Source organism: Halomonas sp. CH40 (assembly GCA_041875495.1).
Classification (GTDB): Bacteria; Pseudomonadota; Gammaproteobacteria; order Pseudomonadales; family Halomonadaceae; genus Vreelandella.
Map to the genome: position 1 here is coordinate 2,991,579 of CP112982.1, position 20,609 is coordinate 3,012,187.

Annotated in this window: 20 protein-coding genes; 17 read left to right on the forward strand and 3 right to left on the reverse strand. The window is 56.8% G+C overall.

Translation table 11 applies throughout. From position 1 onward, the window contains the following. Positions 1-26: 26 nt before the first annotated feature. Positions 27-1,061, reverse strand: a complete 1,035-nt coding sequence (locus tag OR573_13720; GenBank protein ID XGA79539.1) for a type IV pilus twitching motility protein PilT — start codon at positions 1,059-1,061, stop codon at positions 27-29. Positions 1,062-1,093: 32 nt separating this feature from the next. On the opposite strand from OR573_13720, the gene OR573_13725 reads away from it, so the two are divergent. The 6 genes from OR573_13725 to OR573_13750 are packed head-to-tail and all read left to right on the forward strand — an operon-like array spanning position 1,094 to position 5,660. Then, on the forward strand, positions 1,094-1,798 hold the full coding sequence (locus OR573_13725; protein XGA79540.1) for a YggS family pyridoxal phosphate-dependent enzyme: 705 nt from the start codon (positions 1,094-1,096) through the stop codon (positions 1,796-1,798). Between the two features lie 53 nt (positions 1,799-1,851). Next, positions 1,852-2,676, forward strand: a complete 825-nt coding sequence (gene proC, locus OR573_13730; GenBank protein XGA79541.1) for a pyrroline-5-carboxylate reductase — start codon at positions 1,852-1,854, stop codon at positions 2,674-2,676. A 38-nt stretch (positions 2,677-2,714) separates the two neighbouring features. After that, positions 2,715-3,308 carry a YggT family protein gene (locus OR573_13735; protein ID XGA79542.1) on the forward strand — a complete coding sequence of 198 codons (594 nt, stop codon included), beginning with the start codon at positions 2,715-2,717 and terminating at the stop codon, positions 3,306-3,308. Positions 3,309-3,350: 42 nt separating this feature from the next. Beyond that, positions 3,351-4,544 (forward strand): homoserine O-acetyltransferase, encoded by a 1,194-nt coding sequence (locus OR573_13740; GenBank protein XGA79543.1) that lies wholly within the window; start codon positions 3,351-3,353, stop codon positions 4,542-4,544. Then, positions 4,544-5,140 carry a methionine biosynthesis protein MetW gene (gene metW, locus OR573_13745; protein XGA81752.1) on the forward strand — a complete coding sequence of 199 codons (597 nt, stop codon included), beginning with the start codon at positions 4,544-4,546 and terminating at the stop codon, positions 5,138-5,140. Before OR573_13740 ends, metW begins: the two co-directional genes overlap by 1 nt. Positions 5,141-5,159: 19 nt before the next feature. Continuing rightward, on the forward strand, positions 5,160-5,660 hold the full coding sequence (locus tag OR573_13750) for a DUF4426 domain-containing protein (protein XGA79544.1): 501 nt from the start codon (positions 5,160-5,162) through the stop codon (positions 5,658-5,660). A 4-nt stretch (positions 5,661-5,664) separates the two neighbouring features. Here OR573_13750 and sfsA read toward each other — a convergent pair whose 3' ends face one another. Further along, complete coding sequence (gene sfsA / locus OR573_13755) at positions 5,665-6,402, reverse strand: DNA/RNA nuclease SfsA (GenBank protein ID XGA79545.1); 738 nt, start codon at positions 6,400-6,402, stop codon at positions 5,665-5,667. After that, entirely contained in the window at positions 6,399-7,559 is a 1,161-nt protein-coding gene (locus OR573_13760; GenBank protein ID XGA79546.1) for a pyridoxal phosphate-dependent aminotransferase, read from the reverse strand. Before OR573_13760 ends, sfsA begins: the two co-directional genes overlap by 4 nt. Before the next feature lie 267 nt (positions 7,560-7,826). On the opposite strand from OR573_13760, the gene dksA reads away from it, so the two are divergent. The 11 genes from dksA (at position 7,827) to OR573_13815 (ending at position 20,605) form a co-directional block, all read left to right on the forward strand. After that, complete coding sequence (gene dksA / locus OR573_13765) at positions 7,827-8,264, forward strand: RNA polymerase-binding protein DksA (GenBank protein ID XGA79547.1); 438 nt, start codon at positions 7,827-7,829, stop codon at positions 8,262-8,264. 87 nt (positions 8,265-8,351) lie between these two features. Next, on the forward strand, positions 8,352-9,242 hold the full coding sequence (gene gluQRS, locus OR573_13770) for a tRNA glutamyl-Q(34) synthetase GluQRS (protein ID XGA81753.1): 891 nt from the start codon (positions 8,352-8,354) through the stop codon (positions 9,240-9,242). A 20-nt stretch (positions 9,243-9,262) separates the two neighbouring features. Beyond that, positions 9,263-9,439 (forward strand): hypothetical protein, encoded by a 177-nt coding sequence (locus OR573_13775; GenBank protein ID XGA79548.1) that lies wholly within the window; start codon positions 9,263-9,265, stop codon positions 9,437-9,439. Between the two features lie 4 nt (positions 9,440-9,443). Next, on the forward strand, positions 9,444-12,395 hold the full coding sequence (locus OR573_13780) for an ATP-binding protein (GenBank protein ID XGA81754.1): 2,952 nt from the start codon (positions 9,444-9,446) through the stop codon (positions 12,393-12,395). Next, on the forward strand, positions 12,373-13,764 hold the full coding sequence (locus OR573_13785; protein ID XGA79549.1) for a sigma-54 dependent transcriptional regulator: 1,392 nt from the start codon (positions 12,373-12,375) through the stop codon (positions 13,762-13,764). The genes OR573_13780 and OR573_13785 overlap by 23 nt, the downstream gene beginning before the upstream one ends. 1,138 nt (positions 13,765-14,902) lie before the next feature. Continuing rightward, on the forward strand, positions 14,903-16,315 hold the full coding sequence (pcnB, locus tag OR573_13790; protein ID XGA79550.1) for a polynucleotide adenylyltransferase PcnB: 1,413 nt from the start codon (positions 14,903-14,905) through the stop codon (positions 16,313-16,315). Positions 16,316-16,334: 19 nt separating this feature from the next. Then, positions 16,335-16,823 carry a 2-amino-4-hydroxy-6-hydroxymethyldihydropteridine diphosphokinase gene (gene folK / locus OR573_13795; GenBank protein ID XGA79551.1) on the forward strand — a complete coding sequence of 163 codons (489 nt, stop codon included), beginning with the start codon at positions 16,335-16,337 and terminating at the stop codon, positions 16,821-16,823. A 167-nt stretch (positions 16,824-16,990) separates the two neighbouring features. Continuing rightward, positions 16,991-17,782: a 3-methyl-2-oxobutanoate hydroxymethyltransferase gene (panB, locus tag OR573_13800; GenBank protein ID XGA79552.1), complete on the forward strand. Its 792-nt coding sequence runs from the start codon at positions 16,991-16,993 to the stop codon at positions 17,780-17,782. Between the two features lie 127 nt (positions 17,783-17,909). Beyond that, positions 17,910-18,827, forward strand: coding sequence for a pantoate--beta-alanine ligase (gene panC / locus OR573_13805; protein ID XGA79553.1), 918 nt, complete (start codon positions 17,910-17,912; stop codon positions 18,825-18,827). A 14-nt stretch (positions 18,828-18,841) separates the two neighbouring features. Beyond that, positions 18,842-19,222 carry an aspartate 1-decarboxylase gene (locus tag OR573_13810; protein ID XGA79554.1) on the forward strand — a complete coding sequence of 127 codons (381 nt, stop codon included), beginning with the start codon at positions 18,842-18,844 and terminating at the stop codon, positions 19,220-19,222. 204 nt (positions 19,223-19,426) lie between these two features. Further along, a complete protein-coding gene (locus OR573_13815; protein XGA79555.1) occupies positions 19,427-20,605 on the forward strand; it encodes an acetyl-CoA C-acetyltransferase in 1,179 nt (392 codons plus the stop codon). The last annotated feature ends 4 nt before the right edge of the window (positions 20,606-20,609 follow it).

The following is a 20,609-nucleotide window of genomic DNA, read 5'->3' on the forward strand; positions in this document are numbered from 1 at the left end:
CACTTGCTGATAGGCATCGCATACCCTTACAGGGAAAGTTCACCCTTGGCCCGCGACTGGGCATCTTCGCGGCTTACCAAGCCTTCTTTCACCAACTGTTTAAGCGAGGCATCCAGGGTTTGCATCCCCAAGCCACCGCTGGTTTGCATGGCCGAGTAGATTTGCGCAATCTTGTCTTCGCGAATGAGGTTACGAATAGCCGAGGTAGCGATCAGGATTTCATGAGCGGCCACCCGTCCGCCCCCTTCACGCTTTAGCAACGTCTGAGAGACCACCGCCTGCAGGGATTCCGAGAGCATTGAGCGCACCATGGATTTTTCCTCGCCGGGGAAGACATCAACAATACGATCAATCGTCTTCGCCGCCGAAGTGGTATGCAGGGTACCAAACACCAGATGACCGGTTTCAGCGGCCGTCAGCGCCAGGCGAATAGTTTCCAGGTCGCGCAGTTCACCCACCAGGATGACGTCTGGATCTTCCCGCAAGGCACTGCGCAAGGCATCAGCAAAGCTATGGGTGTCGCGGTGCACTTCACGCTGGTTGATCAGGCAACGCTTGCTGGTATGCACAAATTCCACCGGGTCTTCGATGGTCAGAATATGCTCGTAACGGTGGTTATTAACATAGTCAATCATCGCCGCCAGGGTGGTACTTTTGCCGGAACCTGTGGGGCCGGTCACCAGCACCAGCCCGCGTGGCAGCATCGCCAGGCGCTCAAACACCTCACCCAGCCCCAGGGCTTCCATTGACAATACTTCGCTTGGAATAGTGCGGAACACTGCTCCTGCCCCTCGGGCATGATTAAAGGCATTCACCCTGAAGCGCGCCACCCCCGGCACTTCGAAGGAAAAGTCGACTTCCAGGTGCTCTTCGTAGTCACGCCGCTGGCGATCGCCCATAATATCGTAGATCAGCGCGCGGACTTCCTTATTGTCCATGGCGGGCACATTGAGTCGGCGAATATCGCCGTCAACGCGTATCATGGGCGGAAGGCCTGACGACAGATGCAGGTCAGAGGCATTCTGCTTTGCCGAGAATGCCAGCAGTTCGGTAATATCCATCTTTCTTCCCAGCTGCGGTAAGGTAATCGAGTATGACAGACAATGCGCTTTCTGAGTCGCTCATCCGGGCACGTCATCGCCTGGAAAAGGCGCTCATCGACGCTGGACGCCCGACCACCGATGCAACACTGCTGGCGGTGAGCAAAACAAAACCTGCCAGCATGATTCGCCAGGCGTATGCGGCAGGTCAACAGGCGTTCGGAGAAAACTATCTGCAAGAAGCACTCGATAAGCAAGCTGAGCTCGCCGACCTGACTGACATTGAATGGCATTTTATCGGGCCGTTACAGTCGAATAAAACCCGTGCCGTAGCAGAAAGCTTTGATTGGGTGCATAGCGTTGACCGGTTGAAAATTGCCAAGCGCCTCAGTGAGCAGCGCCCCAATGACAGCGCGCCGCTCAACGTCTGCCTTCAGGTCAATATCAGCCAGGAAGAAACGAAATCTGGCGTATTACCGGAAGCATTGGGCGAATTGGCCGCTGAGGTCGCCCGTCTGCCCCGTCTTCAGCTGCGTGGTTTGATGGCCATTCCAGCGCCAGCCGATACGCTGGAGGCACAGCGCCAGCCGCTGGCGGCATTACGGGAAGCATTTGAACGCCTCAAAAGCGACCTGCCGGATGCGCCACTGGATACACTTTCGATGGGCATGAGTGATGACCTCGAAGCGGCCATTCTTGAAGGCGCGACTCAGGTGCGGCTGGGCACCGCTATTTTTGGTGCTCGCGACGCACGCTAAGGCCTAACCACCGCTGCTACCGCTGAAACACACATTTTACAACAGGATTTTTCATGGCGACCAACATCACTTTTATCGGCGCAGGTAACATGGCCAGCGCTATTATCGGCGGCCTGATCGACAGCGGCATTGCCCCTGACAGCATTACCGCTACGTCTCCCACTGAGGACATGCTGCGCCCTGTCAGTCAGCGTTTTGGAGTAAATACCCAGACGGATAACAATGCGGCCATTCACAATGCCGATGTGGTTGTGCTCGCCGTCAAGCCGCAAATCATGCGCGACGTGTGCGAGGCCATGCAGGAAACTGCCCTGCAGCAACGGCCGCTGATTATTTCCATCGCCGCGGGCCTTGATGCCGAAACCATCAATCAATGGCTGGGCGGTGGCCATGCGGTTGTGCGCTGCATGCCCAACACTCCTTCACTGGTGGGCTACGGCGCCAGCGGTCTGTTTGCCAATCAGGCGGTAACGTCTGAACAGCGCGACACGGCTGCCCAAATGATGGAAGCCGTCGGGATTGTCGAATGGGTTGAAGACGAAGCCCTGATAGATGCCGTGACAGCGGTTTCCGGCAGTGCTCCAGCCTATTTTTTCCTGATGTTTGAAGCCATGGAAGAAGCTGCCGTCAAACTGGGGCTGCCTGCTGACACAGCACGCCGTCTGGCCATTCAGACGGCGCTGGGTGCCGCCACCATGGCCCAACGCAGCGAAGACACGCCCGCCACCTTGAAACAGAATGTCATGTCGCCCGGCGGTACAACCGAACGCGCCATCCAGCACATGGAAGACGCCGAGCTGCGTAAAACGATTGCTGATGCCATGCAAGCCTGCGCCGACCGCGCCCAGGCCATGTCCAAAGAGCTTAGCGCCGGTTAATAACCACTTCACGACGATTTAAATAACGGAGATCTTCTATGGGCAATTCCTTGGGCAGCGCTGGCTTGATGTTGGTCAACTCACTGATCAACATCTACCTGTTTATCCTGATGCTGCGTTTTTTGCTGCAAGCCTCACAGGCGGATTATTACAATCCGATGAGTCAATCCGTGGTCAAGATCACCCAGCCTGTGGTGGGGCTGTTCCAGGGCTTTCTTGGCCCGGTGGCCGGGCGCTTTGACCTCGCCACCCTGGCCGCTGGCTTTACCCTTAAAGTCGTCAGCATGGTCGTCATCTTTATGCTGGTCGGCGTTGGCATTCCACCCATTGTCGGCCTGCTGATCGGCGGTGTCGCTGCTATTGCTAACGCCATTCTGAAGATTTATTTCTTTGCTCTGATCATCATGATCATTCTCAGCTGGGTGGCTCCCAATGCCAGCCATCCGGGAGCAATGCTGGTGATGCAACTGGTCGAGCCCATCATGGCGCCCGTGCGCAAGGTCATTCCGCCATTAGGCATGATCGACCTGTCTCCTATCGTGGTGTTTATTGCCATCAACCTGCTCGACGGCCTGGTGGTAGGGGCGCTGGTAAGAGCAGCAGGGATGTCCGGCGCTCTGGTCGGGCTGTGATTCATTCAACGATTTTTTTGAACGCCCGGGGTAACGTCTTTCATGCCTGAGTCGCACCGTCTTAATGACCCGCTTCCTGCGGACTCCGTGGGGATTATTACGCCGCAGGTAGCGCATTTTGATACGCCGCTTGCCCTGGCGTGTGGAAAAGTGCTGCCCGATTTTGACCTGGTTTATGAAACCTACGGCAGCCTGAATGCTGAACGCAGCAATGCTGTTCTGATTTGTCATGCGCTTTCTGGCCATCATCACGCGGCTGGGTATCACAACGATGAAGAACGCAAGCCCGGTTGGTGGGATTCCCACATCGGCCCTGGCAAGTCGATTGATACCAACCACTTTTTTGTCGTATCACTGAACAACCTGGGGGGCTGCCACGGCAGCACAGGGCCATTGAGCCACAATAGTGACACCGGCCGCCTGTGGGGGCCGGATTTTCCCTTGGTGACCGTCAGTGACTGGGTCAACAGCCAGGCGCGCCTGGCTGACCGTCTGGGAATTGAACGCTGGGCGGCAGCGGTGGGCGGCAGCCTGGGCGGTATGCAGGTGCTGCAGTGGAGTATGGCGTTTCCGGAACGCATCGCCAATGCGGTGGTGATTGCCGCAACGCCTCGGCTATCTGCCCAGAACATTGCCTTTAACGAGGTCGCCCGCCAAGCCATTCGTTCAGACCCAGACTTTCACGCTGGCTGGTACAGTGAGCATCAGACCCTCCCCAAGCGCGGGCTCAAACTGGCGCGCATGGTCGGTCATATCACCTATCTTTCTGAAGATGCCATGGGCAGCAAGTTTGGGCGTGACCTGCGCACCAATGATCTTAATTTTGGCTTCGATGTCGAATTTCAGGTGGAATCCTATCTGCGTTATCAAGGCGATACGTTCTCGACCACCTTTGATGCCAACACCTACCTGCTAATGACCAAGGCGCTCGACTACTTTGACCCGGCAGCGCGTTACGCCGGCAACCTGGCCGAGGCTCTGGCCCCCGCGCAATGCCCGTTTCTGGTGGTGAGCTTTACCAGCGACTGGCGCTTTCCGCCCTCCCGCTCGCGGGAGTTGGTAGATGCCCTGATTCAGGCGGGCAAACCCGTCAGCTATGCGAATATCGACTCACCCTATGGCCATGATGCTTTCCTGTTGCCGGATGATCGCTACCATGCGGTTTTTAGCGCTTTCATGCAGCGTGCGGCCAAAGAGACAGGGTTAATGCCAGCAAACGATGAGGTGACTCAGTGATGCGCGCCGATCTGGAAATCATTTACGACTGGGTTCCCGAGAATGCTCACGTCCTGGATCTGGCCTGTGGCGATGGCGCCCTGCTTGAGGCGCTGGCTCGGGATAAAGATGTCAGTGGTTACGGGCTGGAAATCGATCCGGACGGCATTACCCGCTGCATCAGCCGTGGCGTGAGCGTCATCGAGCATAACCTTGACGATGGGTTAAGCAGCTTCAGTGCTAACAGCTATGACCTGGTGATCATGACCCAGGCGCTACAGGCGCTGCGCCGCCCCGATAAAATGCTCGATGAAATGCTCCGCGTCGCTGAGGAAGGCATTATTACCTTCCCCAATTTCGCTTACTGGCGTCATCGGGTACACCTTGGCCTGCGTGGCTATATGCCGGTATCCAAGTCGTTGCCGCATGCCTGGTATGACACACCCAATATCCATCTGTCGACGTTCAACGATTTTGAACACCTGTGCCGCGATAAGGGTCTGATGATCGTTGACCGCGCCGTTGGCGTGGGTGACCACCGCGGCCATTGGACATCGCGTTTATGGCCTAACCTGTTTGGTGAAATTGCCATTTTTCGCGTTCGTCGCCGCTCTTGATCACGGGAGAATCACGACCATGCTAGAGACAACTTTCAAGCAAGCGTTATCACGAGTACAACTTCTCAAGCAGGCTGTACTGGGCAGCCTTGTGGTTAGCGGCCTGAGCCTGGGCGCCACCGCCGCTTGCGCACAACAATACACCCAGGTGGGTGATTATCAGATTCACTATAGCGCCATCAGCACTGATTTTCTCAGCCCGGAAGTCGCCCAGACGTATGGTATTCAGCGCAGCGTGGGGCTTGGGCTGGTCAATGTCAGCGTCCTGCAGGAACAGGAAGACGGCAGCATGGCACCCGTCAGTGCCAGCATTGAGGGTAGCGTGGGCGAGCTTTCCGGCAGCAGCAGTGAGGAATCATTGCGTTTCAAGACCATGCGTGAAAACGATACGATCAATCAGATATCAACCTTCACGCTACGCCATGACGAGCCCATGCGCTTTGTTCTTGATGTACGCTATGACCGCAATGCCGAGCCGGAAACGGTTAGCTTTGTAGAGCGGTTCTATATCGAACGCTGAAACACTATATCGAACGCTGAAACACCAACGCCCGCGCCAGCCTCACGGAGACGGGCGTTTCCCCGTCGCGTTCAAATTCAACGCCATAGGCAAGCACCTCTACGCCTTTGTTCACGGCAGTTTCAAGCGCCGCCGCATAGGCTGCATCAATATGCGCGGCAGCGGCGACATCCTCAATGGCTTCATGGGCAACGCAAAACAGCAGCACTGCCCGTTCACCGCTTTCCGCTAGCCTGGCCAGCGTATGCAGGTGTTTTAGCCCGCGTGTGCTGACAGCATCAGGAAAGTAGCCGTGGCCGTCGTTTTCCTTGAGGGTGACCTGCTTGACCTCTACCCAGGTGAGTCCACCATTGGCATCTGCGAGCATGAAATCAAGGCGCGCATCGTCCACCTTGACCTCACGGCGCAGGGTCACGAAACTCGCCAGTGGCGCGATCTTCTGCTGTGCAAGGGCTGCTTCCACAATCCTGTTGGTGCGCCCGGTGTGCACTGAGGCCAAGGCAGCACTGCCATCTGGCTGGGGTAACTCAATCAACTCCCAAGTCCAGCCAAGTTTGCGCGCCGGGTTGTCACTTGGCGATAACCACACTCTGGCGCCCGGCACATTGACCGCCTTCATTGAACCGGTATTCGGGCAGTGCGCCACCACCTCACGGCCGTCATCCAGCCTGACATCGGCCAGAAAACGCTTGTAGCGCCGCTGCAGGGTGCCTGCCACCAAGGGTGGATAATGCAGGCTCACAGACGGCTCACAAAGCGTGAAATTCGCTCAATGGCATCTTCCAGACGCGCCACGTCCGTGGTGAAGGCAATACGCACAAACTGCTCTCCGCCTTGCACGGCAAAATCAATACCCGGCGTGATGGCCACGTTTTCCTCTACCAGTAACTGCTCGCAGAACGTCTGGCTATCACGGCTATAGCGGGAAATATCCAGCCATAGATAAAACGCCCCTTGAGGCGGCATGTCCGGTGCCAGCCCCAGCTTGCTCAAGCCTGCCAGCAACACATCCCGGCGGTTTTTCAGGATCTGTCGACGGTCTTCAAGAATCTCGCGACACTCAGGCGTAAAGGCCGCCAGAGCAGCGTGTTGCGCGGGCGTCGATGCCGCCAGGAACACGTTCTGGGCAAGCCGCGTCAAAGGCTCAACCGCCCCTTCCGGCGCGACCAGCCAGCCCAGGCGCCAGCCGGTCATGCCAAAGTATTTAGAAAAACTGTTGACCACAAACGCATCATCGCTGAGCGACAGCGCCGAGAGCGGTGCATCATCGTAATTCAGCCCCTGGTAAATCTCATCAACCACCAGGTGGCCTTCCCGTTGGCGCACCGCGTGCTGTACGGCCTGCAGCGCCTTGGCACTCAGCGTGTGGCCTGTCGGGTTGGAAGGCGATGCCAGCATGGCCAGCCGGGTAGCTGGCCGCCAGTGAGCCGCTATCAGGCTGGCATCCAACTGCCAGCCCGTATCACGCCCAACAGGCACGGCATCCACCTCAGCCCCCGCCAAGGCCATGAAATGCCGGTTACAGGGGTAGTTAGGGTCGGCCATCAACACCCGGTCACCGGCCTCTACCAATAGCTGGCTAGCCAGCAGCAAGGCCCCTGAAGCACCGGGCGTGATCAGAATCCGTGACGGATCAACCTTCGCTTGAAAGTGCCGCTCATAGTGCTGTGCGATAGCCTCACGCAGGGCAGGCAGACCAGCGGCCGGCGTGTAGCGCGTCTGCCCCGCGGCTAGCGCCGCCTGCCCGGCAGCCATCACCGGTTCAGGTGAGGGAAAGTCAGGCTCACCCACTTCCAGGTGAATCACATCATGCCCGCTCGCTTCGCGTGCCTGGGCCATTTCCAGAAGGTGCATCACTCGAAAAGGGGCGACCTTGGCGACGCGCGAATTCCACACCATGCTGACTCCTTAATGTCTGCCTGCCATATTGCCGACTTTGTTTTCAATGACAATCCCCGTCAGACTCGACAACAGAGGCGGTCATGAAAGCGGTCACGAGACCAGTAAGCAGGCAGTTATGAGATAAACCATCGTATAAAAGTAGCTATTATGCTTGCAAAAAAAGAACATTTCAGCTAAACAAGCATCCTTTTGGCACGCGATCATTACCTCGCGGATGGTTGATAAGCCATCATTTTGGTAGTCATTTATGTAGGGGGCAGTCCCATGCCAGTAGCGGAAAAGAAAGCGGAAGCGTCCAAATCATTCACCCCGTATGAGACGCAAGCGGGTGAAGAGTATATGAACGAACAGCAGCTAGAGCACTTCCGTCAGCTTTTGCTCGACTGGAAGCAGGATTTAATGGAAGAAGTAGATCGCACAGTGCGTCACCTGCAGGAAGACGCCAACAACTATGCCGACCCCGCGGATCGCGCCACCCAGGAAGAGGGTTTCAGCCTGGAACTGCGTACCCGGGATCGCGAGCGCAAGCTGTTGAAGAAGATCAACGAGACGCTCGACAAGATTGATGAAGACGATTACGGCTTCTGTGAGGCCTGCGGTGTGGAAATCGGCATTCGCCGCCTCGAAGCACGCCCAACAGCCACCTTGTGCGTCGATTGCAAGACGCTGGCTGAACTCAAGGAAAAACAGCTCGGCGGTTAATCTCATCACCGCACGACTGGCGGGCACCTGCGCAAGGTGCCCGTTTTTGTTTGTCGAACTGTCATCAGCAAAGGCGAGGCTATGCTCATGCCTTCACACAGCGCCTACCGTGGCCGCTTTGCGCCCACTCCGTCCGGCCCCTTGCACCTGGGGTCACTGATCGCGGCACTGGGTAGCTATCTGGATGCTCGCGCTGCCCAAGGTGAGTGGCTGGTGCGCATTGAAGACATCGACCCACCCCGCTGCCCGCCCGGCGCCGCAGACACCATATTGCAACAGCTGGAAGCCTTTGGCCTGCACTGGGAGGGTGACGTATGCTGGCAACATCAACGGGGCGAGGCCTATGCACAGGCACTGGAAAAGCTGAAGGCCCAAGGGCTAGCCTACCCGTGCAGCTGCTCGCGCAAACAGTGGCGTGACCATGCCATTTACCCTGGCTGGTGCCGTAACGGCGTACAGGCTCCTGGACAGCCGGTTGCCTGGCGTCTGCGCAGCGACCTTGGCCAACGCCCGGTTAACTGGCAGGACCGCCTGTTTGGTACACAAACCCACGACCCGGCGGAATACGGTGATGTGGTGCTACAGCGCAAGGATGGCCTCTGGGCCTACCAGCTCGCCGTGGTGGTTGACGATGCCAATCAGGGCATCACTGATGTAGTCAGAGGTATCGACCTGCTGGACAACACGCCCTGGCAGCGCCAGCTGCAGGTGGCATTGGGCTACCCTCAACCACGCTACCTGCATCTGCCCCTGGTCGTGACCCAAGAGGGCCAGAAGCTCTCCAAGCAGAACCTGGCACCGGCGCTGGCTGACAACACCCACGCCATTCGTCAGCAGCTGTTCAAGGCGCTGCAGCTACTCGACCAGTCTCCCCCCGCCGAGCTGGCCAATGCCACTGTCAGCGAACAGCTGGCCTGGGCCATTGAGCACTGGCAGGTCGCAAAACTGAAGGCTGAGCCACACCGCTACGCCTGCTAGCCTTCGTTCAAGGAGTCGCCGTGTACGTTTATCGCATAGTGCTGTTTCTGGTGTTTGGCGGCTATCTGCTGTCGCCTCTGCTGATGAATGGCTGGGGCAACCCGGATATCGCCTGGTACCGCCCCTTTCTGATCTGGGGTAGCCTGATTGCCTTGACCATCTGGCTGGAACAGAAAAGGAAGCTGGATGAACGTTGAATCAATGACGCTGGATGCTTCTCTGCTGCTGTTTTTAGGCATCGGCTATCTGGCGCTGCTGTTTGTATGTGGCACGGCAGCCGAGCGCGGCTGGATCCCCGTGCGGCTGCTGCGCCATCCCATTGTTTACACCCTGGCACTCGGCGTTTACGCCAGCGCCTGGGCGTTTTATGGCAGCCTGGAACTGGCCGCCCATGCCGGGTTTGGCTATCTTGCCTACTATCTGGGTGCTGCAGGTGCCTTTCTGCTGGCCCCTGTACTGCTAGTGCCCATTCAGCGCATCACCCGCACCTATCAGCTTGCCTCACTGGCCGATCTGTTTGCTTTTCGCTTTCGTTCGCGCTGGGTGGGTACTCTGGTGACCCTGATCAGCCTGCTCGCCGTGCTGCCTTTGCTGGGGATACAGGTCAAAACCCTGGGTGATGGCATTGATATGCTCACCGGCAGCCACAAAGGCTCTGGCATTGCCTTGGTTTTCTGTCTTATGATTGCTGCTTTTGCGGTTTTTTTCGGCGCTCGCCATAGCGATCAGCATGCCCGCCACGACACGCTGCTGGCGACCATTGCCTTGGAATCGATTGTCAAACTGACGGCCATTCTGGTGTTGGGGGGCGTCGCTTTGTGGGGCGTTTTCGACGGGCCGCAGCATGTACAGCAATGGTTGGCCAACGAAGGTCAGGCGCTGCAGCAACAGACACCCAAACTTGAAGCGGCTCAATGGCGTACCTTCCTGCTGCTGTTTTTTGCCGCTGCCTTCCTGATGCCGCACCTTTTTCATATTACCTTTGCAGAAGGGCTATCACGCCAAACGCTGCTACAGGCCAGCTGGACACTCCCCTTGTTTCTGCTGTTGATGGCGCTCCCCGTGCCCGTGATCTGGTGGGCCGCCCAATCACGCGCCGAGATGCCCATTGAGCTTCCCGCCTATGCCATTTACATGGTCAGCGAACATAGCGGGGTGCTGGTGCTGGCCTTTATCGGCGGGCTTGCCGCCGCCAGCGGCACCATGATTATTATTGCCCTGGCACTTTCCGGCATGGTGCTCAATCATATTGTGCTGGTAGCACGTCCGCCGGAAGCGCGCACGGATCTTTATGGCTGGTTACGCTGGCTGCGTCGCGCCCTAATTATCGGCGTTATTATCAGCGGCTGGCTGTTCTATCAAAGCGTCAGCCACCAGCCGGATCTTTCTACCCTTGGGCTCGCCGCCTTTGTCGGCATGGCCCAGTGCCTGCCCGGCATGCTGGCCCTGCTGTATTGGCCGGGCGCCAATCGCAATGGCGTCATTACTGGCCTGGTGGCCGGGATGAGCATCTGGCTATGGGGGTTATGGCTACCTCTGTTTGTTGATCTTCCCCTGCCCAGCCTGCCGTTTACGCCGCTAACGCCTGCTGATGCGCCACTGTGGTACCAGATTACCCTGCTCTCCCTGTCGATTAATATTCTGCTGCTGATTTGCGTTTCGCTGTTCAGCCGCACCTCTGACGGCGAAAAATCTGCCGCTGAAGCCTGCTCCGTTGACGCCGTGATTCGCTCCAAGCGCATGCCGCTGGAAGCCGTCACGGTGGCCGATTTCACCCTGCACCTGGCTCAGGCCCTGGGCGACGAAGCGGCCAGCCGCGAGGTCAACCGCGCCCTTCAAGCGCTCAACCTTGATGCTCAGGAGCGCCGACCTTATGCATTGCGGCGCCTGCGCGACCGCATTCAGGCCAATCTTTCAGGCTTGATGGGGCCTTCTGTGGCGCGTGATATCGTCGACCGCTACCTGCCCTACCGCCATGATGACCTTCCAGCGACCGACGATATTCACTTCGTCGAAAGCCGCCTGGAAGCTTACCGCTCTCGGCTGACCGGTCTGGCCCGCGAACTCGATGGGCTACGTCGCCATCATCGCCAGACCCTGGCTTATCTGCCCGTGGGGTTATGCGTCTTTGGCGATGACGGTGAACTCTTGATGTGGAATAACGCCCTGACCGAGCTTTCCGGTATTAACGGCGACAGCATCATTGGCTCACGCCTGGACAGCCTTCCGCTGCCTTGGTCAACCCTGCTCGGCAAGGCGTTGCACAGCGAGGCGACGCCGCTTTACAAAGAGCCTGCTCACCTGCATGGTCAAGACTACTTCCTGACCTTGCACACGGCGCAATTAAGCGGCTATGACAGCCGTGGTGGCAGCGTGGTGCTGATTGAAGATCACAGCGAAATGAAACGCCTGGAAGATGAGCTGGTTCATGCCGCACGCCTGGCATCGATCGGCCAGCTAGCCGCAGGCGTGGCCCATGAAATCGGCAACCCGATTACCGGCATTTCATCGCTGGCACAGAATTTACGCTATGACACGGAGGATCCGGCCCTGCTGGAAACCGCCGACCATATCCAGCAGCTGACCCAAAGAGTCACTCGAATCGTCAATACCCTGGTCAGCTTTGCTCACGGTGGCCACCAGGCCTTGCCGCTGCCTTGCGAACCGGTCAACCTGTCAATGATCAGTGAGGATGCCCTGCATCTGATCCACCTGGCACGCAGCAGCGACGATGCCCGCTTTATCAATACCTGCCCAGAGGATATTGTAGTGTGCGGCGATGCTCAGCGGCTTACCCAGGTCATGGTCAATCTGCTGAGCAATGCTCGGGATGCCTGCCAGGCAGATGGCCAGATACAGATTAGCGCCGGCATCACCGAACAACGCGCCTGGTGGCAGGTGCGCGATAATGGCAGCGGTATTGACCCTGCCATCAGCGATCGTCTTTTTGAACCCTTCACGACGACCAAGCCGGCCGGCAAGGGAACCGGGCTGGGGCTGTCACTGGCTTACCAGATCATCAGTGAGCATCAAGGCAGGATTGATGTTGCATCGCCGCCGCCCGGACACACTTGCGGCACAGCCATTACCCTATGGCTGCCACTTTACCAACAGGATGATGTGAAGCCCCATGCCCAGGATTCTGATTGTTGAGGATGAAGCCATCATACGCAGCGCGCTCAAGCGCTTGCTGGAACGTAACGACTACGACGTCACTGAGGCAGGCAGCGTTGAAGAATGTCATGACCTGGAGCTGCTTGACTACAGCCTGATTATTAGCGATCTGCGCCTGCCGGGAGACCCTGGAACCGCGCTGATAGAGCGCGCCACGCCGGTACCAGTACTGATCATGACCAGCTATGCCAGTATGCGCTCGGCAATCGAATCGCTTAAACAGGGCGCGGTCGACTATATTGCCAAGCCGTTCGACCACGCTGAGCTGCTTGAAACCGTTTCCCGCATTCTGCATCAGCAATCAATTCGCCAAAGTCCGGCACCGGATATTACTGATGAGGGCGGCGGCCGCCAGACCATGGTGGGTAATTGCGATGCCATGCAGCAGGTCTACACCCGCATCCGCAAAACCGCCCCTGCCGATGTTAGCGTGCTGATTCAGGGCGAATCCGGTACCGGCAAGGAGCTGGTGGCCCGCGCCATTCACCAGCAAAGCAAACGGGCAAACGCAGCCCTTATCTGCGTCAACTGCGCGGCGATTCCTGAAACCCTGATTGAATCCGAGTTATTTGGTCATGAAAAAGGTGCCTTTACCGGCGCCAGCGCAGCGCGCACCGGCCTGGTGGAAGCGGCCGATGGCGGCACCCTGTTTCTGGATGAAATCGGTGAGTTGCCGCTAGATGCTCAGGCGCGTTTGCTGCGCGTTCTACAGGAAGGTGAAATTCGCAAAATCGGTTCAGTGGAAACCCGCCATGTCGATGTGCGCCTGATTGCGGCAACGCACCGCGACCTGCGTGCACTCTCGAAAAGTGGCGAATTCCGGCTTGACCTTTACTACCGGCTCAATGTCATGCAGATTGCCCTGCCGCCTCTGCGTGAGCGCGACGACGATATTCTGAAAATCGCCGACATCCTGCTCGACAAAGCTTGCCAGCGGCATGACCGCCAGGGTTTGCGGCTTTCCCGTGCGGCCCGCCAGGATTTACGCGACTACCCGTGGCCAGGCAATGTCCGCGAGCTTGAAAATGCCCTTGAACGCGGCGTTATTCTGGCTGAAGGCCATCTGATTCACCCTGATGACCTTGGCCTTGCCCCTTTCATCCCTCGCACAGCCGCCACATCGTCATCCCATCCGCCAGCGAGCTCTCCAGAAGAAGAAAGCAGCGACCCAAACACTGAAAATGACCTATCGCTTGAAGACTATTTCCAGCATTTTGTGCTTGAGCATCAGGATCAGATGAGTGAAACCGAACTGGCTCAAAAACTTGGCATCAGCCGCAAAAGCCTTTGGGAACGCCGCCAACGCTTAGGGATTCCACGCAAGAAGGCTCCGCGACGTCCTGACTGAGGCTGGGTGGCCAGGAAATATTGGCGCTTTTTATCTGGCTTTTTCAGCGTTGCCCAAAGACTCTATGACCAAGGTCTACTTCATCTCTATCAAGAAATACTATCGCCCCGATACGCTGCACCAAGGTGTTACCTCACCACACAACGCGCGCACAAAAATGGCTTCCAGCCAGTAACACTGCTTGCTCCAAATGCTAGCACTGCCAGCCCAAAAACCAATAAATACTTGTTTATATTAAAATTTAAATTCTTTGGCACAGCGAGTGCAACTAATATGGGTAAGAAAAACAAATTACCCAAATGAGTCGTGTGATTGTCGTCACCAACAAAAACAACGTCTGACAGCACACATGCTTGAGCCATAACAAAAACAATATCGGCCAAGCCTGCAAGCGCTACACCAACAAGAACAACAGGTAGACATTGCAATTTGCAGCGTTTGTATAGGCCATAACCAACAAGAACAAGAATGGATGTACAGAAGATCGCTGCGATAGACTCAAATTTAGACGCGATGTACGTTGTCTGAAATAACAATAACAAATCAGACCATACGTACGACCCGGCACCAACAAAAATAATACGCTGGGTGAAGAAGATCGCGGTTGGATTATTGTTTTGAATACGAGGCGGTTGGAACTAGCAAGATTGGAATTGGCTGTAGCATGGCCACCATCAACTGCGTTGCGTATTCAGGGCGATGTGCCATCACGAAAAAGAATAGCCGCAAGGACGCGGATGAAGGGCACGTAACAAGTGCTTATTGAAAAGGGGAAGGCCAGATGGCCTTCCCTTTCTGCATTTAATGGAACCTGAAAAAGCCTTGTACATTGGTATCCAATTTTCTGCATTTAGTCCTTCGCCTCACCGCTACCCCAGAATGTTTGTCGTCCCGCAGCTCTACGCCTTTTTAGCGCTCCTCAACCGGGCTTATGCTGAATATAACGCTTGGCCAGCCACGCTTATTGGCATTCATCGCTGCATGGCACTTTGCAAGCCAGAAGGCGTCGGCTACACTCAATGACTTTCTTACATAGCCTTACAGATGTTTGACAGCCGTGCATCGGTGTCGCTTTTTTGACCATCACTCATGATGGATGGCCAATCTAACCTGACCAGCCGCTGGCTGATTGACCTTGATGACCACACTGGCTGTCATTCACTCTGAAGGATTGACCTCTTCCCTGAACCACCCGGGAGTCCATTTGAAATCGCTGTACGACACCCAAGCGCCGCCACGCACCACCTCACAGGCGCATATCATTCCTCGCGATGAGCACCCTGTGTCTCGCCAACATATCAGCGAGGCAGCACTGAAAGTACTCTATCGCCTGGATGGTGCTGGTTTTGAGGCTTATCTGGTGGGCGGCTGCATTCGTGATGCCATGCTCGGCAAAATGCCCAAGGACTTTGATGTTGCCACCAATGCAACGCCAGAACAGGTGCGCGGGCTGTTTCGCAATTCGCGCCTGATCGGCCGCCGGTTCCGGATTGTCCACGTCCGCTTTGGACGTGAAGTCATCGAAGTCACTACCTTTCGCGGCAAGCCGCAGGACGAACACGGTCAGCATCTGGCTCAACAATCTGACGATGGTTTGCTGTTAAGAGACAACGTATGGGGCAACATCGAAGAAGACGCGCTGCGCCGTGATTTCACCGTTAATGCGCTGTATTACAGTATTGCTGACTTCAGCATTCATGATTTCGCCAATGGCATGCAGGATATTGAAGCCCGCACCCTGCGCCTGATTGGTGACCCGGCAACACGTTATCGAGAAGACCCGGTAAGGATGCTGAGAGCGGTCCGCTTTGCCGCCAAACTTGATTTCACTCTGGCAGATGACACCGAAGCGCCGATTTACGAACTGGCCCCGCTATTATTACAGATTCCTCCTGCGCGGCTGTTTGATGAAGTCCTCAAACTGTTTATGGCCGGGCACGGCCTGATGACCTTCCGCCTGCTAAGCCATTATGACCTTTTCGGCATGCTGTTTCCTGAATCCGAAGAAGCCATGGCCGATGCCGCCTGGGCAGAGCGCCTGATTGAGCAAGCACTGACCAACACTGACAAACGCATCGCTGAAGGTCGCCCGGTCACGCCCGCCTTCCTGCTGGCAGCTTTCCTCTGGGCACCGGTGGTACATCGCCAACAGCAGCTTGAAAGCGAGGGCATGCCGCCTATTCCTGCCTTGCAGACAGCCGCCCAGCAGGTGATTTCCCGTCAGCTGCAGCACACGTCCATTCCCAAGCGTTTTGGCATGCCCATGCGCGATATCTGGGAACTCCAGGCGCGCCTTTCGCAACGCGGTGGCAAGCGCGCTTTCCAGACCCGTGAGCATCCACGCTTTCGGGCCGCCTACGACCTGCTGCTATTGCGTGAACAGGCGGGGGAAATACCCAGCGGACTGGGTGACTGGTGGACAGCCTTTCAGGAAGGTGATGAACATCAACAGCGCAGGCTACTGCAAAAAGTCGGCAGCGACCCCGCCGACCAAGGCAGTGGGAACAAGAAAAAACGTAAACGGCGGCGCAAGCCTAAAACCGATGCCTGACAACGGCAGAGAGCATGAGATGCCCATTTTTTCGCGCGCCTACATCGGGCTAGGCAGCAACCTTGACCAGCCTGTCGAGCAGGTTCGTCGAGCGCTTGATGAGCTCAACCACCTGCCATTGACGCGCCTGGTGTCGGTTTCACCACTTTATTGCAGCTCCCCCATAGGCCCGCAGGATCAGGACGACTTTATCAATGCGGCGGCGGCGGTGGATACGCAACTCTCACCCCTGGCCCTGCTGGATCAACTGCAGGCACTGGAACAGCGCCACCGCCGTCAGCGTGAAAGACGCTGGGGGCCTCGCACTCTCGACCTTGATCTGCTGCTGTTTGATCAGCTTGACCTTGATCATCCGCGTTTGCGGCTGCCGCATCCTGAAATCCGCGCTCGCCGCTTCGTGCTTTGCCCTTTGCAGGACATTGCCTCTCAGCTGACGCTTTTCGAAAAGCCGCTGTCGCACTGGTTGAACGCTCTTCCGCAAAGCGACAGTGTTACGCTGCTGGACTGATCCAGGCCTGTTGGCAGTGGCACGATTCCAGCAGGTATATTGAAGCGCCCTCGACAGCCGTGACATATTCAGGTAACAATTGCCGGCTATGTCACCAAAATGCCTGTCAAGGCGTTAACCTATCCAGCGCATTGCGCTGGCTGAATGCAAAAATACGAGAGCACGCCATGAAAACCGTCACCCTGAGCACACTGCAAGCGTTCAAGAACGCTGGCGAAACGTTCAGCTGCCTGACCGCTTATGATGCTTCCTTCGCTCATGCTGCAAGCCAGGCCGGTATTGAAGTCCTGCTGGTCGGCGATTCACTGGGCATGGTACTACAAGGTCATCAGAGCACCCTTCCCGTGACGCTGGAAGATATCTGCTACCACACGCGCTGCGCGGCACGCGGTAAGGGTGCTAGCCTGCTTATGGTGGACCTGCCCTTCATGAGCAACTCAACAACAGAACGGCTACTGGAAGACTCTGCCGCCCTGATGCGCGCAGGAGCCGAACTGGTCAAAGTTGAGGGTGAGGCCTGGATGGCCGATGGCATACGCGAACTCACCCGGCGAGGCGTGCCTGTCTGCGCCCATCTTGGGCTGACACCGCAAACCGTCTACCAGCTAGGCGGCTATAAAGTACAAGGGCGGGAAACCGCGCAAGCCCAGCAGATCCTTGAAGACGCCCAGACCCTGGTTGATGCAGGGGCTTCCGTGATTCTTCTCGAGTGTGTTCCCGCCGCTCTGGGCCAAGCCATTACCGAGGCCCTTGATGTTCCCGTCATTGGCATCGGTGCGGGCGCCGGAACCGACGGCCAGATTCTTGTCATGCATGATATTCTGGGGGTAACCCACGGACGCACGCCGCGTTTCGTCAAGAACTTCATGGCCGAGGCAGGCAACATCCACGAGGCTTTCGAGCATTATCATCAAGCCGTCAAGCAGCGCACCTTCCCCGCCGCTGAACACTGTTTTTAATAGCGGTTTTTAATAACGGTTCTTAAAAACGCTTCTGTAATCGGTTATCCATCTATAGTCGGTTCGTCATGTTCCAACCTAGCGTTTATTATGGAGCATGATTGAGCTGCAATGCGACGGAGTTGATATGCGTACCTTGCGCGATATACCTGCGCTGCGTCATGCGTTGGCGGAATACCGTCAACGGGGTCAGCGCATTGCCCTGGCACCCACCATGGGCAACCTGCATGCAGGGCATCTGGCTCTGATCGAGAACGCACGTCAGCATGGTGATGTGGTCGTTTCCAGCCTGTTCGTTAACCCCATGCAATTTGGGCCAAATGAAGACCTTGATGCCTACCCGCGCACCTTTGAAGCCGACCAACAAGCGCTGGAAGCGGCTGGCTGCGATGTTCTTTTCGCCCCCTTGAGTGAAACGCTCTACCCTAACGGCACCGAGCAGCAGACCTGTGTGCATGTCCCCAGCGTCAGTGAGGGGCTTTGCGGCAGCTCGCGCCCCGGCCACTTCGACGGCGTATCCACTGTGGTTACTATGCTGTTCAACCTTGTTCAGCCGGATATCGCCCTGTTCGGCGAAAAGGACTACCAGCAGTTAGCGGTCATCCGCAAGATGGTGGCTGACCTGCATATGCCCATCGAGATCATCGGCGTGCCCATTGTGCGTGCCGACGACGGCCTGGCATTATCATCACGTAACGGTTACCTGAGCGCAGAAAACCGGGCAAAAGCACCCGCTCTGTATAAAACCCTGTGTGATATGCGTCAGGCACTTGAGGCGGGCGGGGTTGAATTCAGTGCCCATGACCACGATTATCGTCAACAGGTACTACAACAGGGGCGTCAGGCGCTGTATGATGCCGGCCTTGAGCTTGATTACCTCGAATTGCGTGATCGCACCCTGGGCCCTGTTGAACCAAACACCCGCCAGGCTATTCTGCTTGCAGCAGCCAGACTTGGCGATACACGGCTTATCGATAATCTTGACGTCTTGCTTCCTGCTCCAACAGACACTTCCGCTGCCGCTGATACGGCAACAGCGCGGTAACAGAGGAAATCCTCATGCATACCATCATGCTTAAAGCCAAGCTCCACATGGCACGCGTCACCCATGCTGTTTTGAACTACGAAGGCTCCTGTGCCATCGACGGTGACCTGCTCGATATGGCAGGCATCCGGGAAAACGAACAGATCCAGATCTACAACGTTGAAAACGGTGAGCGTTTCACCACTTACGCCATTCGCGGTGAAGAAGGCTCCCGCCTTATCTCTATCAATGGCGCTGCAGCGCATCTGGCAGGCCCTGGCCATCGCATCATTATCTGCAGCTACGCGCATTACAGCGAAGCCGAGCTGGATAATCATCAGCCTGCCCTGGTGTATCTGCAGGAAGGCAACCACGTTAGCCATACCAGTAATGCCATTCCGGTTCAGCTGGCCTGATAGAGCCTGAATCTTTTCAGGCGATGTTACTTTTTTAAACCTGCACTACCCAGTATCTTTCTGATTAGCGGGCCGTTTTTACGGCCCGTTTTTATTTGCTGCCAAAAGTGTATTGCCGCATTGCACAAGCTTCACCTATGCTAGGAACGCCTATTAACAAAAATGCCGATATGGCATCGTGACATGCTACCTAGGAGTTTTACTATGCAAGATGTGGTCATTGTTGCAGCTCGTCGTACCGCCGTTGGCGCCTTCGGTGGGTCGCTTGCCGGTATTCCTGCCAGCGACCTTGGTGCACTGGTCATCAAGGATATCCTCAGCACCACAGGTGTTGCGCCAGAACAGGTCGATGAAGTCTTGCTTGGCCAGGTACTGACAGCCGGTGTTGGCCAGAACCCGGCGCGCCAGGCTGCCATCAAGGGCGGCTTGCCTGATGCGGTTCCCGCCATGACGATCAACAAGGTCTGTGGTTCCGGCCTCAAGGCACTGCACCTGGCGACTCAGGCGATCCGCTGTAGTGATGCTAGCGTCATTCTGGCCGGTGGCCAGGAAAACATGTCAGCGTCTCCCCACGTACTGCCCAATTCCCGTAACGGCCAGCGCATGGGTGACTGGAAAGCGATTGACTCCATGGTTCATGATGGCCTGTGGGATGCGTTCAATAACTACCACATGGGCATTACCGCCGAAAATCTGGCAGAAAAATACAGTATCACCCGTGAAGCCATGGATGAGTTTGCTGCCGCTTCCCAACAGAAAGCCGCTCAAGCCATTCGTGATGGCAAATTCAAGGGCCAGATCGTGCCGGTGGAAATCCCCCAGCGCAAAGGCGACCCCATCGTTTTTGATACCGACGAGAACCCGCGTGAAGTCAGCGCGGAAAAACTCGGCGGCATGCGCCCGGCCTTCAAGAAAGATGGCACTGTTACTGCCGGTAACGCGTCGTCATTGAACGACGGCGCTGCGGTTGTCATGCTTTGCTCGGCTGAAAAAGCCAAAGAGCTGGGCCTTGAGCCGCTGGCGCGCATCGCGGCCTACTCTAATGCAGGCGTTGACCCAGCCATCATGGGTATCGGCCCAGCGCCGGCGACCCGCCGCTGCCTGGAAAAAGCCGGTTGGAGCATCGACGACCTTGACCTGGTAGAAGCCAACGAAGCCTTTGCTGCTCAGGCGCTGTCCGTCAACAAGGAACTTGGCTGGGATGTCAGCAAGGTCAACGTCAACGGCGGTGCCATTGCACTGGGCCACCCGATTGGCGCTTCAGGCTGCCGTATTTTCGTCAGCCTGCTGCATGAAATGATTGCCCGCGACGCCAAGAAGGGCCTTGCTACCCTGTGTATCGGTGGCGGCCAAGGCGTGGCACTGGCCATCGAACGTTCGTAACGAC